Annotated in this window: 19 protein-coding genes; 14 read left to right on the forward strand and 5 right to left on the reverse strand. The window is 44.8% G+C overall.

All coding sequences use genetic code 11. The features are described 5' to 3' along the window. The first annotated feature begins 23 nt into the window (after positions 1-23). The 3 genes from FXV75_RS07165 to FXV75_RS07175 are packed head-to-tail and all read left to right on the forward strand — an operon-like array spanning position 24 to position 2,683. Positions 24-887, forward strand: coding sequence for an alpha/beta fold hydrolase (locus FXV75_RS07165; protein ID WP_148831952.1), 864 nt, complete (start codon positions 24-26; stop codon positions 885-887). A gap of 44 nt (positions 888-931) precedes the next feature. After that, complete coding sequence (locus FXV75_RS07170) at positions 932-1,726, forward strand: DUF4892 domain-containing protein (protein ID WP_148831955.1); 795 nt, start codon at positions 932-934, stop codon at positions 1,724-1,726. Between the two features lie 57 nt (positions 1,727-1,783). Next, positions 1,784-2,683, forward strand: coding sequence for a patatin-like phospholipase family protein (locus FXV75_RS07175; protein ID WP_222863100.1), 900 nt, complete (start codon positions 1,784-1,786; stop codon positions 2,681-2,683). A 20-nt stretch (positions 2,684-2,703) separates the two neighbouring features. On the opposite strand, the gene FXV75_RS07180 is transcribed toward FXV75_RS07175, so the two are convergent. Further along, on the reverse strand, positions 2,704-3,321 hold the full coding sequence (locus FXV75_RS07180) for a Maf family protein (RefSeq protein WP_148831960.1): 618 nt from the start codon (positions 3,319-3,321) through the stop codon (positions 2,704-2,706). Positions 3,322-3,435: 114 nt separating this feature from the next. Here FXV75_RS07180 and FXV75_RS07185 point away from each other — a divergent pair, with 114 nt between their 5' ends. From FXV75_RS07185 to fabF, 7 genes are all read left to right on the forward strand, one after another. Continuing rightward, positions 3,436-3,978, forward strand: coding sequence for a YceD family protein (locus FXV75_RS07185; RefSeq protein WP_262368482.1), 543 nt, complete (start codon positions 3,436-3,438; stop codon positions 3,976-3,978). An 18-nt stretch (positions 3,979-3,996) separates the two neighbouring features. After that, the gene (rpmF, locus tag FXV75_RS07190) at positions 3,997-4,176 is read left to right on the forward strand and encodes a 50S ribosomal protein L32 (protein ID WP_072839128.1); all 180 of its coding nucleotides are present in this window, start codon (positions 3,997-3,999) and stop codon (positions 4,174-4,176) included. An 11-nt stretch (positions 4,177-4,187) separates the two neighbouring features. Then, positions 4,188-5,132: a fatty acid synthesis protein gene (locus tag FXV75_RS07195; protein ID WP_148831966.1), complete on the forward strand. Its 945-nt coding sequence runs from the start codon at positions 4,188-4,190 to the stop codon at positions 5,130-5,132. Between the two features lie 12 nt (positions 5,133-5,144). Next, a complete protein-coding gene (gene fabD / locus FXV75_RS07200) occupies positions 5,145-6,074 on the forward strand; it encodes an ACP S-malonyltransferase (RefSeq protein WP_148831970.1) in 930 nt (309 codons plus the stop codon). Positions 6,075-6,107: 33 nt separating this feature from the next. Then, positions 6,108-6,842 carry a 3-oxoacyl-ACP reductase FabG gene (gene fabG / locus FXV75_RS07205; RefSeq protein ID WP_148831973.1) on the forward strand — a complete coding sequence of 245 codons (735 nt, stop codon included), beginning with the start codon at positions 6,108-6,110 and terminating at the stop codon, positions 6,840-6,842. A gap of 130 nt (positions 6,843-6,972) precedes the next feature. Beyond that, complete coding sequence (gene acpP / locus FXV75_RS07210) at positions 6,973-7,206, forward strand: acyl carrier protein (protein WP_012069834.1); 234 nt, start codon at positions 6,973-6,975, stop codon at positions 7,204-7,206. A gap of 105 nt (positions 7,207-7,311) precedes the next feature. Beyond that, on the forward strand, positions 7,312-8,553 hold the full coding sequence (fabF, locus tag FXV75_RS07215) for a beta-ketoacyl-ACP synthase II (RefSeq protein WP_148831976.1): 1,242 nt from the start codon (positions 7,312-7,314) through the stop codon (positions 8,551-8,553). 35 nt (positions 8,554-8,588) lie between these two features. Here the strand turns inward: fabF and FXV75_RS07220 are convergent, their stop codons facing one another. After that, complete coding sequence (locus tag FXV75_RS07220; RefSeq protein WP_148831979.1) at positions 8,589-8,996, reverse strand: PA2817 family protein; 408 nt, start codon at positions 8,994-8,996, stop codon at positions 8,589-8,591. 60 nt (positions 8,997-9,056) lie between these two features. On the opposite strand from FXV75_RS07220, the gene FXV75_RS07225 reads away from it, so the two are divergent. The 3 genes from FXV75_RS07225 to queF are packed head-to-tail and all read left to right on the forward strand — an operon-like array spanning position 9,057 to position 11,575. Beyond that, complete coding sequence (locus tag FXV75_RS07225) at positions 9,057-9,971, forward strand: ABC transporter ATP-binding protein (RefSeq protein ID WP_148831982.1); 915 nt, start codon at positions 9,057-9,059, stop codon at positions 9,969-9,971. A 4-nt stretch (positions 9,972-9,975) separates the two neighbouring features. After that, complete coding sequence (locus tag FXV75_RS07230) at positions 9,976-10,749, forward strand: ABC transporter permease (protein ID WP_148831985.1); 774 nt, start codon at positions 9,976-9,978, stop codon at positions 10,747-10,749. A 10-nt stretch (positions 10,750-10,759) separates the two neighbouring features. Beyond that, positions 10,760-11,575, forward strand: a complete 816-nt coding sequence (gene queF, locus FXV75_RS07235) for an NADPH-dependent 7-cyano-7-deazaguanine reductase QueF (protein WP_148831988.1) — start codon at positions 10,760-10,762, stop codon at positions 11,573-11,575. A 77-nt stretch (positions 11,576-11,652) separates the two neighbouring features. Here the strand turns inward: queF and choX are convergent, their stop codons facing one another. Together choX and betC are read right to left on the reverse strand one after the other, a co-directional pair. After that, positions 11,653-12,597, reverse strand: coding sequence for a choline ABC transporter substrate-binding protein (gene choX / locus FXV75_RS07240; protein ID WP_148831991.1), 945 nt, complete (start codon positions 12,595-12,597; stop codon positions 11,653-11,655). Between the two features lie 38 nt (positions 12,598-12,635). Next, the gene (betC, locus tag FXV75_RS07245) at positions 12,636-14,159 is read right to left on the reverse strand and encodes a choline-sulfatase (RefSeq protein ID WP_148831994.1); all 1,524 of its coding nucleotides are present in this window, start codon (positions 14,157-14,159) and stop codon (positions 12,636-12,638) included. A gap of 117 nt (positions 14,160-14,276) precedes the next feature. Here betC and FXV75_RS07250 point away from each other — a divergent pair, with 117 nt between their 5' ends. Next, positions 14,277-15,203, forward strand: a complete 927-nt coding sequence (locus FXV75_RS07250) for a choline sulfate utilization transcriptional regulator (protein ID WP_148831997.1) — start codon at positions 14,277-14,279, stop codon at positions 15,201-15,203. On the opposite strand, the gene FXV75_RS07255 is transcribed toward FXV75_RS07250, so the two are convergent. Then, on the reverse strand, positions 15,189-16,076 hold the full coding sequence (locus tag FXV75_RS07255; protein WP_148832000.1) for an AEC family transporter: 888 nt from the start codon (positions 16,074-16,076) through the stop codon (positions 15,189-15,191). The two genes, FXV75_RS07250 and FXV75_RS07255, sit on opposite strands and share 15 nt — an antisense overlap. Positions 16,077-16,121 lie beyond the last annotated feature (45 nt).

The following is a 16,121-nucleotide window of genomic DNA, read 5'->3' on the forward strand; positions in this document are numbered from 1 at the left end:
TAAATGAGTAAAAACAGTGCGTTATGGGTAATGATATTGTTTATAAATTGGCGTATACCGAATTGACTGGTATGCAGTGGTTGCCAAAAAAAATGTCTGACGTAAATGTGTTGTCTTTGCACGGTTGGTTAGATAATGCGGCCAGTTTTTCTAACCTATCACCTTACTTATCGGATTTTTCTCATATTGCCGTTGACTTAGCAGGTCACGGGAAGTCTTTGCATCGTCCAGAAGGTAATTTTTATCATTTATGGGACTATGTGCTAGATGTGGTGTCTATTTTAAATCAGTCCAAACAGAGTGTGTGGTTAATGGGTCACAGTATGGGGGGAGCGGTCGCTATACTGGTGGCGGCTGTTGCGCCCGATAAAGTACGCGGTCTAATTTTGTTAGATAATATGGGGCCTTTAACGGCGTGTCCGTCGGATAGGGTGACAACTTTGCAGCGTGCGGTGAATAAAATGGCCAAATATCGGCCTAATAGGGCAACAGCCTATGACACCAAAGGCGCTATGGTAACGGCACGAATGTCAGGTTTTACCTCGCTCTCTCATGAAGCATCCAAGCTCTTGGTTGAAAGGGGCGCTAAATGCAATGCCGATGGTGTGTGGTCGTGGCGTCATGATGGAAAATTAACGTTTCCTTCTCCGTTTCGAATGGACGAAGCGAGTGTTGAGGCGTTTATAAAAGAAATAAAATGCCCGACCTTGGCGCTGATAGCAAAAGAAGGAGTTTACGCGAATGACTCACAGTTTGTTGAAAAGCGGGCCGCTCAATTTCCATGGATAAAGCTAAAGTGGTTGGACGGAAATCATCACTTTCACCTTGAACCGGATACCTGTTTTTCTGTTGCAACAGAAGTGAAGCGTTTTATTGATCAAAACTAATTCATCAAATTTCTCAGTAAGTGGGTAAGATGACAGGTGGTTATATGTATAAATTTCGTAATATATTTTTTTTATTAGCATTTAGTAGTGGGATGACATCGGCAGGTGTATTGAGCGTTGAGCCGTATCGCGATGCGCAGTTGGTGAAGAGTTATTCGCAAGCGAATGAGTTTATCGAAGTGCCATTAAGCAAAATCCGTAGAGCAGGAAGTGGCTGGGAGCCGGAGTCAGTGATTCGATTGCAAGGCGATTACTTCTCCTCGCTGTATAAGGTAAATCGCAACGCTTTATTGACAGAGGTGTATGCGCATTATCGTTCGCAGATGTTGTTAGGTGGTCGCAGTATTGCGTTTGAATGCGAAAGTCGCAGCTGCGGAAGCAGCAATGCTTGGGCCAATGACTTTTTTGGTGATTATCTTTTATACGGTGCCGATCAGAGTCAGTACTTACTTGTGGTCAAAAGCCCACTTGGGGCATATCAAGTGCTGTATTTAAATCGCCGCGGCGCTGGTGATGTGATGGTGCGTTTAGATGAGGTGCTATCAACGGAGGCAAAAGACACTGAGTTTGATATTGTCGCGCAAATGAAAGCTTCCGACACACCAAGAATACGTCGATTTGTGAACGATTTGCCTGCTGGTCAAGGTGTGGTTGCTTTTGTGACGAGTGAAAAAACGGGGACATTTAGCGCTATTGAGTCCGGTGATATGCTTATTTCGACACTAATCGCTGGGTTGGGTGATCAATTAAAAGGCAGGGTACGCTTTATTAATTTGGCCAATCTTGGGCGTGAATCACTTGGTGTAAATCGTGTTTCATTTGTGTATGTTCGTGATTAGGTGATTAGGTGATTAGGTGATTAGGTGATTAGGTGATTAGGTGATTAGGTGATTAGCGTGGAAACTAAGAAAACAGTCGCCTTAGTGCTGGGTAGTGGCGCAGCTCGAGGTCATACTCATATTGGTGTTATACAGGCCCTTGAAGAGCGTGGTTATGACATTGTTAGTATTTCAGGGTGCTCTATTGGGGCAATTGTTGGTGGTGTTTACGCGGCGGGTAAGTTGCCTGAGTATCGCGAATGGGTTGAATCTTTAGACCGTATGAGTATGTTGCGATTGCTCGATATGTCCATTTTAAATGGGGTATACGTAAAAGGGGATCGTTTCTTTGAGAAAATACAAAGCCTTATAGGTACGCCAGAAATTGAGTCCTTGTCGGTAGCTTACACCTCTGTTGCGGTAGATTTATTAAAACAAAAGGAGTTTTGGTTTCAACGTGGTAGCTTGATTGATGCTATGCGCGCCTCTTCTGCAATCCCTTCACTTATTGCTCCAGTGTCAACCAATGGCCGTGTGTATGTGGACGGTGGCGTCTTAAATCCTTTGCCTATTATTCCTACTGTACCTGCCGACGCAGATTATATCGTTGCGGTTGATCTCAATGGCCCAGCTCACGCTTTTACGGAGCCTGTGGTGAATAAAGCGGACGATGGGCCTGATTGGTGGCAAAGTACAAAAGAGTTTTTTACTAAAGCAGAATCAGACGAGCTTGACTTAAAGTCTGACTATTCTCCAGAAAGCTGGGGGCGCTTACAAACCGTTAATATGATGTTTGAGACAATGCAAGCTTCTCTCACTCAGTACAAGTTAGCAGGCTATCCCCCCGATTTACTTATTTCGATTCCGAAAGATATTTGTGGTTTTTATGAGTTTTGGCGAGCCAAAGAGTTAATTGATTTTGGTTACCATAATACCCTGCAAGCGCTTAACAACTTAGAGTCTCCGACGCCTTCATAGGGTATTTACTCAAAAGACTATTAACTGTTAACGTCGTTTTGCAGAGGATTGATTCCAAAGTGTTTTAATAATTTGCACAGTGAAATAAGCGGTAAACCCATTAGACTATTCGGGTCATCGCCTTCCATTTTTTCAAATAAACACACACCTAAGCCTTCGCATTTAAAGCTTCCGGCGCAATCGAGTGGCTGCTCCATTGCAACATAATGTGTAATGTCAATGTTGGTGAGTGCTCTAAAATAGACGTGATATTCATTTAGGCTGTACTGAAATGACTCGGTTTGTTGCTCGAATACACATAAACCGGTTAAGAAACTTACCTTTCGACCGCTAAATTGAGTCAATTGTTTTATTGCATTGCTTTGTGTATGTGGTTTGCCAAGAATGTGCTGGTCGAGAACTGCGACCTGATCAGAGCTAATGATAAGGGCATCAGAAGGCAGGCCTAAGTCCTGTCGTTCGTGGTGAACTGCACGTGCTTTTGCAATCGTGAGGCGCTCTACTAAATCCATGGCAGATTCTTGCTCCAAAGGGCTTTCATCTAGGTTGGGAGAGTGGCATGTGAAGGCTAAGTTTAAACGTTTAAGCAACGCTTTTCGATAACTTGATGAAGAGCCGAGGATCAGCTGTTTGTGCATTTTTGTCTCTCGATAAGGAACTTAAAAGGTGATTTTACGGTTTTTTTAATAAAATACCCTAAAAGAGTGAAAAAAAGTGCTTTATCGTCACTTAAACTTTGACAAAAAGGGGCCTTGGCAATAGTATTCCCCGCCATGTTGAATGATACGTTACCTAAATATTTTGACCCTCGTAAATACGCTAGCCATGAGCAAGCGCTTGAAGGGTACGTGCCCCTTAATCAGTTTAAGGAGCTTTGTGCTATCTTAGCCTCTGATGAAGGTAATGCTTTCATTCATCTAGACTTTAGAGTTGATGAGGATAGGCGTTATATTGCTACCGGATCATTAACGGCTCAAGTGCAGGTTGTTTGTCAGCGCTGCATGGGAGCGGTTAATCACGATTTGGCGTTAGATTTGGCGTTGGGGTTCGTTTATGACGAAGATCACGCGAAAAATCTACCGGATGATTACGATCCTGTTGTCATGACCGATGGTGAAGTAATTTTAGCAGATATGGTCGAGCAAGAAATTATACTTGCTCTACCAATTGTCGCTTATCACGAAGAAAGTGGTTGCAACCCAACAGCTGTAAAGTATGCCTCGTCTACCGATGACGCACCGGATGACGAAAAACCGAATCCATTTAGTATATTGGCCCAATTAAAGGCCAAGTAAAGTTAGGAGCTCCAAAAAATGGCAGTACAAAAAAGTAAAGTTACTCGTTCACGTCGCGGCCAGCGTCGTTCACACGATGCTTTGACTGGTCCAACACTTTCTGTAGAAAAGACAACCGGTGAGCTTCACCGCCGTCATCACATTTCTGCAGACGGTTTTTACCGTGGTCGTCAAGTTATCACCCCTAAAGGTGAGTAACTAAGATACCCATGATCAGGGTAGCTTTAGATGCTATGGGCGGGGACTTAGGTCCCCGCATTGCATTTGACGGTGCAATAGAGATCCTATCTCGCCATCACGATGTCTTTATCACTGTTTATTTCTCTTCTTGCTCTGGTCTGGATCTTCCTGTACCCCATGAACGCCTATCTTTGATTGCTTGCTCCGATACGATTGAGCCTGATGAAGAGATTGTTTTGTCTTTGTTTCGTCGTTCTGACAGCACGCTTTATCAGTCTTTATACTCTTTATCCAAAAAAACGTCGGATGTGGTGGTAACACTAGGCAATACTGGCGCTATGGTGGCTTTGTCACGTCATTTATTGGGTGTTCTTAGGCCTAAGTTGTATCCAGCACTGATTAGAGAGTTGTACTCTAAGCCACTGCGTTGTTTGGTGGATTTAGGTGCAAACGTACATTGTCCTTCTTCGATGCTGGTGGGCTTTGCTGAATTGGGTGCTGCTTATATTGAAGCATTGAGTAACGAAGTGCCGCGAGTTGGATTGTTAAATGTGGGTGTCGAAAGCTCAAAAGGCAGTGCCGTTATTCGGGAGGCAGATCGGCTTTTAGCAGGAAAAAAGTGGCCAGCGTATTTTGGTTATGCTGAAGGAACTGAGTTATTTGATGGCGACAAAAATGTCATTGTTTGTGATGGGATGGTGGGAAATGCGGTATTGAAAGCATCAGAAGGCTTGTTGTCATTTATGATGAGTAAGTTTAAAGGGGTAGATGGGGTGTCATCTTTATTTGAGACTTTTTACCAAACTGAACGTCGGCATGGGGCTTGTTTAGTCGGCGTGCGTGGCAATTTGGTAAAAGGTCATGGTCGTTCCGATTTGCCTGCAATGGTAGGTGCGATTGAGTATGGAATTGATATTGCGCGTGCGGATTTGTATTCTGCGATAGAGGCGCGTCTTTGTAATGAGGCTGTATAGTCAGGAGATTAAATGAGCACTAAATTAGCTTTTGTTTTTCCAGGTCAGGGTTCTCAACAATTGGGAATGCTAGCAGATTTAGCAGAGAAGCATGAAATCATTGAGCAAACATTTTCAGAAGCATCCAGTGTGCTTGGTTATGATTTGTGGGATCTTGTGCAGAATGACGCCGAGAAACTGAGTCAAACTGATAAAACGCAACCCGCTTTATTGACTGCCAGTGTGGCTCTATGGCGTCTTTGGGGGCAGCAGGGTGGCGACATGCCTGCGTATGTTGCAGGTCACAGTTTGGGGGAGTATTCGGCTTTAGTTTGTGCTGGCGTTATGGCTTTTGCTGATGCGGTGGCGTTGGTCAAATTACGTGGTGAATACATGATTCAAGCTGTACCGCCTGGTGAAGGAGCTATGGCTGCTATTATTGGCCTTGATGACGATAAAGTGATTGAAGCCTGTTCAGCCGTTGCGGGCGTTGTCAGTGCGGTAAATTTTAACTCGCCAGGTCAAGTAGTCATTGCTGGGCACGTTGCTGCTGTTGAAGAGGCAATGGTAAGCGCCAAATCTGCTGGAGCAAAACGTGCCTTGCCGTTGCCTGTCAGCGTGCCTTCGCATTGTGAACTGATGATTCCAGCCGGTAAAAAATTAGCTGAAAAACTGGAGTCTATTGAGTTTAACGTACCAAGCTGTATTTTAGTGCAAAATGTCACGGCTCAAGCGGTGTCGGATCCCATGATTATCAAAGCGAATTTGGTTTCACAACTGAGTGAGCCGGTATTGTGGACCCAGACTGTTGAGTTACTATCAGAGCTTGGTGTGACGTCCACAATAGAGTGTGGTCCGGGTAAGGTCCTTAGTGGCTTGAATAAGCGCATTGTGAAAGGTTTAGGCGTTGCTGCTTTAGGTGATTTGTCTGGTTTTGATTCTGCCTTGACTGATTGGCATTAGTCTATTTGTTTAATTTGATTGTAGGAGGCTATCATGAGTCTTGAAGGAAAAATTGCATTAGTAACTGGGGCAACTCGGGGCATAGGTAAAGCGATTGCGACCGCATTAGTCGAGCAGGGAGCCACCGTAATTGGTACGGCAACCAGTGAATCTGGCGCTCAAAGTATCAGTGATTATCTTGGTGCGAATGGGAAAGGCTGGGTGCTTGATGTGTCATCAAGCGAGTCGGTTGATACAGTCATAAAAGAGATAACCGCAGAATATGGTGCTCCGACAATATTGATTAATAATGCGGGCATCACGCGTGATAATTTGATGATGCGCATGAAAGAAGACGAATGGGGCCAGGTGATCAACACCAACCTGACGTCGGTGTTTCGTGTGACGAAAGCGTGTTTACGCGGCATGACAAAAGCAAAATTTGGTCGTGTTATTAGTATCAGCTCTGTTGTCGGTTCTATGGGTAATGGTGGGCAAACAAATTACTCTGCTGCAAAAGCGGGCTTAGAAGGTTTTAGTCGTTCTTTGGCTGCAGAGATTGGATCTCGTGGTATCACGGTCAATTGTATTGCGCCTGGGTTCATTGAAACCGACATGACGAAAGTATTGCCTGAAGAGCACAAGGCCAAATTGGTATCGAAAGTACCTGCGGCACGCCTTGGTCAGCCCGAAGAAATTGCGGCCGCGGTCGCGTTTTTAGCGTCAAATGGGGCGGCATATATCACTGGAGAGACACTACATGTGAATGGCGGCATGTATATGTCGTAATTTGAGTTGAATTTTATCTTTAATTCAACGAAAATACGTCTCCGGTTCATGTTGAGAATCACACCTTTTAGGTGACCGAATTTTATAATATGCTCACACTGAGCTGTTAATAGTAGAGTAGGAACTTCTAATGAGTAGCATTGAAGAACGCGTTAAGAAAATCGTTTGTGAACAACTAGGTGTTAAAGAAGAAGATGTGGTTGCGTCTGCTTCTTTTGTTGATGATCTAGGTGCAGACTCCCTAGACACTGTTGAGCTAGTGATGGCTTTAGAAGAGGAATTTGATACTGAAATTCCTGATGAAGAAGCTGAAAAAATCACTACCGTACAAGCAGCGAACGACTATATCAACGCTAACTTGTAAGATATTGTTGAACTGAGTTTTCCGAAAAGCCGCTTGTATTTATTACAGCGGCTTTTCTTATTCATAGCGCTTCAAGAATTGAAGACGGATTGCTGGAGAAGCCTTATGTCTCGTCGTCGGGTTGTAGTCACAGGAATGGGTATGGTGACACCCCTTGGCAATAATGTGAAAGATACGTGGGATAATATATTGGAGGGCAAGAGCGGTGTTTCTGAAATTACCTCTTTTGATGCAGGCCAATTTTCTACTCGTTTTGCAGCGCAAGTGAATGGTTTTGATGCCACCCAATATATGAGTGTCAAAGAAGCGCGCAAAATGGATCTATTTATTCAGTATGGTATTGCCTCCGCTGTTCAAGCGTTGGAAGACGCTAACCTCAATGCAGACACCGCGAATTTACACCGCGTGGGGTGTGCTATCGGTTCAGGTATTGGTGGTTTACCAATGATTGAAAAGAATCTTGAGTTGCTGAATGAGTCGGGCCCTAAACGTATCTCTCCTTTTTTTGTGCCAGGCGCGATTATTAACATGATTTCTGGTCATGTTGCGATACGTTTTGGCTTTAAAGGGCCTAACATTTCTATTGTTACCGCTTGTACAACGGGAACTCACAATATCGGTATGGCGGGTCGTATGATTGCCTATGGTGACGCTGACGTGATGGTTGCTGGTGGTGCAGAAATGGCGATTACGCCTTTGGGAATTGGCGGTTTTGGTGCGGCCAGAGCCTTATCAACGCGTAACGATGATTATAGAACAGCCAGTCGTCCATTTGATAAAGACCGAGATGGTTTTGTGATGGGGGATGGCGCTGGTATTTTAGTGCTGGAAGAATATGAACATGCTGTGGCCCGTGGTGCGAAAATATACGCCGAATTAGCGGGCTTTGGGATGAGTGATGACGCTTATCATATGACAGCGCCGCCAGAGAATGGCGAAGGCGCGGCATCGTCGATGAGTGCGGCATTAAAGGATGCGAATCTTAGCCCTTTAGACGTGGACTACATTAATGCGCATGGGACTTCTACGCCAGCTGGTGATTTAGCTGAAACCAAAGCGGTGAAGGCCTTGATGGGAGAGGACGCGTCAGATGTGGCCATCAGTTCCACTAAGTCTATGATTGGTCACTTACTTGGGGCATCGGGGGCGGTGGAATCCATTTTTTCGATTCTTGCGATCCGTGATCAAGTGGCGCCACCGACGATTAATCTAGTCGAGCCGGGCGAAGGGTGCGATTTGAACTATGTGCCCATTACACCGCAAAAGCGAAAAATAGACGTTGTGCTGAATAATTCGTTTGGTTTTGGCGGCACAAATGGCACATTGGTGTTCAAAAAAGTCTCTTAGTGAGGTGAGGCGGAACGTGTCCGCCTTTTAATTTGTTAATGAATATGAAGTGGTGAAGCACGCAGCGCGTTAATTTGTTGTGAGATATCGTAGTCAACACCTTGGCTGTCTAGTTCGTAGAGTTGATCTTCCAGTTGCTGGTATAAAGCGATCTCTTCATCACCTAAAAAATGCAAACATTCGCCTCCAATAAACCACAATAGTTCACGTTTTATAAGAGGCACTAAGTTTGCGTAGCATCGTATGAAGCGCGATACGATTTCTTGTGCGTCAAACGTGTAGTCTTGGGCGCTGTCCTGAATGTGGTTCATCAGCTTGTCCCATTTCTTTAGGAAGTCAATTTCTTCCTCTGCTAAATTCGTTTGGTCAAAAGGAGTGTGCTCTGCGATTCGCTGACGCAAATCAGCAAAAGCGTCAAAGATATATTGTGTGCGTGATTCCACGTAAAACCCTATTCAAGTCAGTAACTATTTAGTCGGCTATGCCGTACGAGAGCTGTAATTATGACATATGCAATTGAAATTAGTGACCTTAAAAAACGCTATGAAGGCGGTTTTGAGGCACTCAAGGGGATCGATCTTAAGGTAGAAAAAGGCGATTTTTTTGCTTTGCTGGGTCCAAATGGTGCAGGTAAGTCCACCACGATCGGTATTCTTTGCTCGCTAGTCAATAAATCTTCTGGTCGCGTTTCTATCTTTGGAACCGATATAGACAAAGACTTTGCAAAAGCGAAAAAATATTTAGGGGTGGTGCCGCAAGAATTTAATTTTAATGTTTTTGAAACTGTGTTTAATGTCGTCGTGACGCAGGCAGGCTTTTACGGCATCAGTCGGTCTGTTGCCGAAGAGCGCGCAGAAAAATATTTAAAGCAATTGGACTTATGGGATAAAAGAAACGCGCAATCTCGTATGCTATCGGGTGGTATGAAGCGTCGTTTAATGATTGCGCGGGCTTTGATACATGAGCCTGAAGTGTTGATTTTAGACGAACCAACCGCCGGGGTAGACATTGAATTGCGTCGCTCTATGTGGGCGTTCATTAAACAACTCAACGAGCAAGGTACAACCATTATTTTAACGACGCATTATTTGGAAGAAGCAGAGCAGCTGTGTCGTAATATCGCCATTATCAGTGCAGGTGAAATTGTTGAAAACACCAGCGTGAAAGCCTTGTTGAAAACGTTAAATCAGGAAACTTTTATTCTTGATCTAGATAAAAGTGTGCCGGCAGATTGGACGCTGTCTGATTTTACTGTCTCAGTGAGCAAAGACGGTAGCACGATTGAAGTAGAGGTTGTAAAGGGGCAGTCTATGAATGCTATTTTCAAAGCGCTAGACGCTATCTCAGTCAATGTGGTCAGTATGCGTAATAAATCCAATCGACTCGAAGAGCTCTTCGTAAAATTAATCAAAGGCTAATGCAATGAAAAATTCGGAAATTTGGATCGCTTTTTATACCATTTTAGTCAGAGAAATTCGTCGTTTTACACGGATCTGGCCGCAAACATTATTGCCTCCTGCTATTACGATGTCTCTGTATTTTGCTATTTTCGGCAACCTAATTGGTGATCGAATCGGTGAGATGGGCGGTTTTAGTTACATGCAATATATAGTACCAGGGCTGATTATGATGTCGGTCATCACTAACTCTTATTCGAATGTTTCTTCGTCTTTCTTTTCGGCGAAATTTCAGCACAGCGTGCAAGAGTTGTTGGTATCGCCAACACCTAATTGGGTTATTTTGCTGGGTTATACTTTGGGTGGTGTGGCGCGTGGTTTGTGTGTCGGTTTGATCGTCACTTTGCTGTCGTTGTTTTTTACACATATGGCGTTAGAAAGCTTATTTTTGACGATTCTAGTCGTGTGTTTAACGGCGGTGATGTTTTCACTTGGTGGTTTTGTCAATGCCATTTACGCCAGAAGTTTTGATGATGTGTCGATTGTCCCCACCTTTATTCTTACTCCATTAACGTATCTGGGTGGCGTCTTCTATTCCATCGATTTACTGCCTGATTTTTGGCAGTCTGTGTCACTGTTAAACCCCGTGTTATATATGGTTAATGCGTTTCGATTTGGGATTTTAGGCGTATCTGATATCAATGTGTATTGGGCGCTGGTGATTGTATGTGTATTTATTGTGGCGTTGTTTGGTTTTGGTCTGCGTTTGCTAAATCAAGGCAAAGGCATTAGAAATTAAGGAAGTGTATATGGGCTTTTTACCCTTAGGTCAGCAAACAGAATATGTTTCTGAATACGATGCAGGGTTGCTTTACCCCATTGCAAGAGTGGATAAATGGAGTGAGATGGGCATAGCGACTGAACGTTTGCCATTTTACGGTGAAGACATTTGGAATGCGTACGAGTTGTCGTGGCTCAATCACAAAGGTAAGCCTATCGTGGCGATTGCTGAGTTTAGGTTCCCATGTGATTCCCCCAATATTATTGAATCTAAGTCTTTTAAGCTGTATTTAAATTCATTAAATCAAATGCGATATGTCAGCGTTGGAGAAGTGCACAGTCTTTTAGAAAAAGACCTTTCTAGTGCCGCTGGCGCCGATGTGACAGTGATTATTCGTGATGTCGAATCCATGGCGTCTTTGGTGGTATTGACGCCAGATTACTGCATCGACGAACTTGATGTAGATATTGAGCACTATCATCCTAACGCCAATCTACTAACTGTAGATCATTCAGCGGGGAAAGTTGAAGAGCGTTTGGTAAGTCATTTGTTGAAATCAAATTGCCCTGTGACCAGTCAGCCAGATTGGGGCTCAGTGTTCATTGAATACAAAGGCGCTAAGATCGATCACGAAAGCTTACTAAAATATGTGATTTCATTTCGAGAGCATACGGACTTTCATGAGCAGTGTGTCGAGCGTATTTTTATCGATATTATGCGTCAATGTCAGCCAGACAATTTGGTTGTGTACGCGCGATATGTAAGGCGAGGGGGATTGGATATTAACCCGTATCGTTCTTCTGAGTCGCTGGTGTTGAGCAATAATCGGTTAACACGTCAATAAATATCGTCATTAGAAACCGCTCACGGTGGTGAGGCGATCGCCTGCATCAGCGTGAACGGTTTTGATGCACAAAAGGGTTACAGGCCACTCAAGTGCTGTTTAACAACAGATAAGGCAGGTGTTCCATTAAAAGTAGTGACGCCTTGTAGCCACGTTTTTAGCACTTCAGGGTGTGCTTTTATCCAGCTCGCAGCGGCTTGCTCTGGCGTTTCGTTTGAGCCAATAATTTCATTTTCCATTGTTAAGCTGAACTCAAGATTCCCTAACAGCTTGCCGACGTTCGGGCATTCGCTTAAATAGCCCTTACGGGTCAGTGTTCTTATGGTTGCTCCGCCGTAATTGGGTCCAAAATAAGCATCGCCACCACTGAGGTATTTCATATCATAATTCACGTTCATTGGATGAGGCTCCCAGCCAAGGAACACAATAAAATTATCGCGTTTTATGGTTCTTGCCACCTGCGACAGCATGGCTTGTTCTCCAGATTCTACGACTTTCCAATCTTTCAGTCCAAAATCATTGCTGTCTATCATGTCTTGCAGCTTTTGATTGGCGGGTGCACCAGCGTCTATACCATAAATACGTTGACGAAATTCTTTACTGAATGCCGCAAGGTCAGCAAAATCTTTGACGCCAGCATCAAAAACATACTTGGGAACGGCAAGGGTAAACTTGACACCTTCTAAGTTAGTTCGCACGACGTCAATGTTGTCTTTGTATTTGTCGATAAATGCCGATTGGGCTGGCATCCAGTTACCCATAAAGGCATCAATTTCGCCGTTTTTAATGCCTTCAAAACCAACGGGAACGCTTAAAAGATAGACTTGAGTATCGTATCCCATGGCCTTGAGTAGCGTGGTTGCTATGCCATTGGTTGCGCCAATGTCCGTCCAACCTGGATCACTGAAGGTCACTTTTTGACATTGTTCCGGTTCGGCAGCCAGCGCAAAGCCGCAACCAACAACCAAACTTGCCATCCCAATTGTTTTAACGCTTACTAGACTAGAAGAGAGTACTTTCATTTTATAGCTCCTATTTTGAGGGTTCTCGCGTAGTGCATTTACTTTATCTTCGGGAAGCGTGATCGGCTCTCCAGATCATCCAGATCAATGTGGTTTCTCATGTACATTTCACTGCTGTCAAAAAGAGGTTGATGGTCCCATGCCAATTTTTTCCCATTGTTCATCGCTTTCACAATTAATCGACGACGGCGCTGACTGACGAGCACCTTTTGTGTCATGGCATCAGAATCCCATCGTTCAAGCGCTTCTTTATTGAAGGCGTTGAGCAATTCGGCATAATGTGGGTCAGTGGCTAGGTTGATGAGTTCATCAGGGTCGTTTTCTAGGTCGAACAATTGTTCTGGATCAAGGTGACAGTACAGGTATTTGTACTGCGCTCTTCGTATCATAAGCAGCGGTGCGATGGCGCCTTCACCAAAGTATTCTCCAATGACTTCATCATGCCCACCTTTACGACCTTGAATGTGTGGCATTAAGCTCCTTCCTTGAATGGGCATGGCGTAGTCGTGATCCGTTCGGTTGGTGACCATTTCAAGAAAAGTAGGCAGCAAGTCCATTGTGGAAACCGATTCTTTAATGCGTTTGGCTGTGAAGCGTTTTGGGGCATGCACTATCATGGGGACACGCGCTGAGCCTTCAAAAAAGGACATTTTATACCAGAGGTTTCTTTCGCCAAGCATGTCACCATGATCGCCAGAAAAGACAATAATGGTGTTATCGTCAAGGCCCGTTTCTTTCAGCGTTTTTAACAGCAAGCCAATTTTGTCATCAACATAGCTAATGGCGCCATAGTAAGCGCGTCGGGCGTTGCGAACCTGTTGATCGCTCAGTGTTTGATCGTGATATGCATAGACGTCTTGCAATCGAGCAGAGTGGGGATCTTGATCTTCTTTATTGATTGTGATTTTGGGTAAGTCTATGTCGTCATTGTTGTATCTGTCCCAATATTCTTGAGGAATCGCATACGGGTCATGAGGATGGGTCATCGAGACGGTTAAGCAAAATGGGCGATCTTGATCACGTCTTACGTAGTCGTACAAATAGCGCTGCGCATGAAAAACGACTTCATCGTCAAAGTCCAATTGATTGCTTCGAATGCAGGGGCCGGCTTGCGTGACGGAGGACATATTGTGATACCAAGTGGGGCGGGTTTTTGCATCGTCCCAATTAGGAAACCAACCGTAGTCGGCTGGATAGATGTCGGTTGTAAGCCTCTCTTCAAAGCCATGCAGTTGATCCGGGCCGCAGAAATGCATTTTACCTGACAGTGCTGTTTTATAATTCTGTGCTCGAAGGTAGTGAGCAAAAGTGGGTATATCCGCTGGGAAGTCGGCGGCATTATCGTACGCTCCAATGTGGCTGGGAAGCTGGCCTGTCATCAACACGTAACGTGACGGCGCGCACAGTGGGCTGTTGCAATACGCAGAATCGAAAACAACGCCTTGCGCGGCGAGTGAACTTAAATGAGGGGTTTTTACAACCGAGTGGCCGTAAAATGGAAGGGCGGATGCGGCGAGTTGGTCTGCCATGATGAATACAATATTGGGTTTTTTATCTGCCATGATGATCTCGTATGTTGAGGTGAAGCGTGCTGTGGGCGCGCTGTATTTCACTAGGTTGCGCCATCAAAGGAATGCTGTAAACTGACTAAAAAGTTATGTATGGGATAAGAAAAACTTATGCTGCCAAACTCTGAATTGCCCCCGTTGCAATCCCTTGTCGTTTTTGAGGCATGTGCAAGATTGTTGAGTTTCACCGCCGCCGCGCGGGAATTAGGTACGACTCAGCCCGCAGTAAGTCAGCAAATACGAAGCCTAGAAGCCTCTTTAGGGGTGCTTTTATTTGAGCGGATTTATCGAGGTGTCGTGCTCACCAACGCGGGATATGTGTTACTAAAAACGACACAAATCAGTTTGCGTGATTTGCGCGATGTGCTGCAGAAAATAAAACAAAAGCCCAAAACACAAAGAATTACTGTCGCAACGGATTTTGCTTTTGCCGCTTTTTGGCTAATGCCGCGCTTGCCAGAGTTTCGACGCCTACATAAAGACATCGATATTCGTATTCAAACATCGCAATCTGAAGTGGATTTGGCTTCGATTGAAACCGATGTGGCGATCTTGTTTGGAGAAGGTCACTATCAGGGGTATTTATCGCAAAAATTATTGCCAGAAGTGGTGTACCCGGTTTGCAGCCCCAAGCTTTTGGAGGAGTTTTCAGGTTTTGCTCTGTTGGCTGATCTGGTAACGGCGCCTTTGTTAAAGCTCAATGCAGATATGGGGCAGCAGTGGGTCGATTGGGAGCGGTTGTTTCAATTAAACAATGCGCTTTGGCAGCCTTCTGATTCGGTGATGGAGTTTGATAACTACACGTTATTGGTTCAAGCCGCCATTTCTGGTCAAGGTGTGGGGTTGGGGTGGTCGCCCTTGTTAGACGACTACATCGAAAGCGGTGTTTTGGTGTCCTTGCCGGCTTTCACCGTGCAGTCGGATAACGGCTATCATATTGTGTTGTCCAAGCAGCGCACCCCAACGGAGCCCGTGGTTGTGTTTCTTGATTGGTTAAACTCGCAATCTGGGCTGCCCTCCCAATCATCGCAACCATAACCACCAAAGAGAACCGACGATACAAAGAGACAGCGGCAATGAAAGTAAAATCATTAGAGCGATTTCATCCATGGGTCCTTTAAATTTCATTGCCAGCATATAGCTGATAACCGCAACTGGCATAGCGCTTAAGACAATTAGGACGGCGCCTTCCAACGTGCTTAATGGAAAAAAGTACACCACGATGCTTGCGCAAGTTGCGCCTACCAGTGGGCGAAATAAAGACAACATTGCAGCGCGTGAGACGCTATGGCGTGTATTAATGGTTAGGCCGCTGATCGAGTTCCCCAGCAGCATCAGCATAATGGGCAAGGTAATGTGGCTCAACATGTCGAGAGTTTTCATGATGGGGGCCGGTAAATGGATCTCGAATCCTAAGCACAAAGCACCGACTAATAGGGCAATAACGGGTCCGTTGCTCAGCAGCTGCATAGGGCGATAGGTTCCTGACATGAAACCTACCCCTAAAGTGAAGTGGCTAATCTGCACCACGGACGAAATCACCACAGCGATGGCCATACCTTCGTTTCCAAATAACGCATAGGCAATCGGAATGCCAAGGTTACCAGTGTTTGGGTTTACTAAAGGGGGGAGGTAAAAGCGTGTGGATAAGGTTAGGGACGTAAGAAAAACATAGGACATAATGGCCACCATGACCAGAACAATGAGGGTCGCCACGATGATTTTCAGCATGCTAAACACTTGCATCTGCATAGATAACACCGAATAGAGTAGTAAAGCGGGCAATCCCACGCTGGAAACGAGTGCACCTAAAGAGGGGCTGCTGAGATAATCGGTCTTTTTTCCAAGTAAGAAGCCTAAGCAAATAATAAGCAAGATTGGCGTCAAAGCGCCTGCTAGTACCGTTAGCATAAATAGCCTTAAAAAGAGGGTTGATCAAACTTGGTTGATCTTTAT

The sequence above is a fragment of the Marinomonas sp. IMCC 4694 genome (assembly GCF_008122525.1).
In the GTDB taxonomy this organism is placed as follows: Bacteria; Pseudomonadota; Gammaproteobacteria; order Pseudomonadales; family Marinomonadaceae; genus Marinomonas.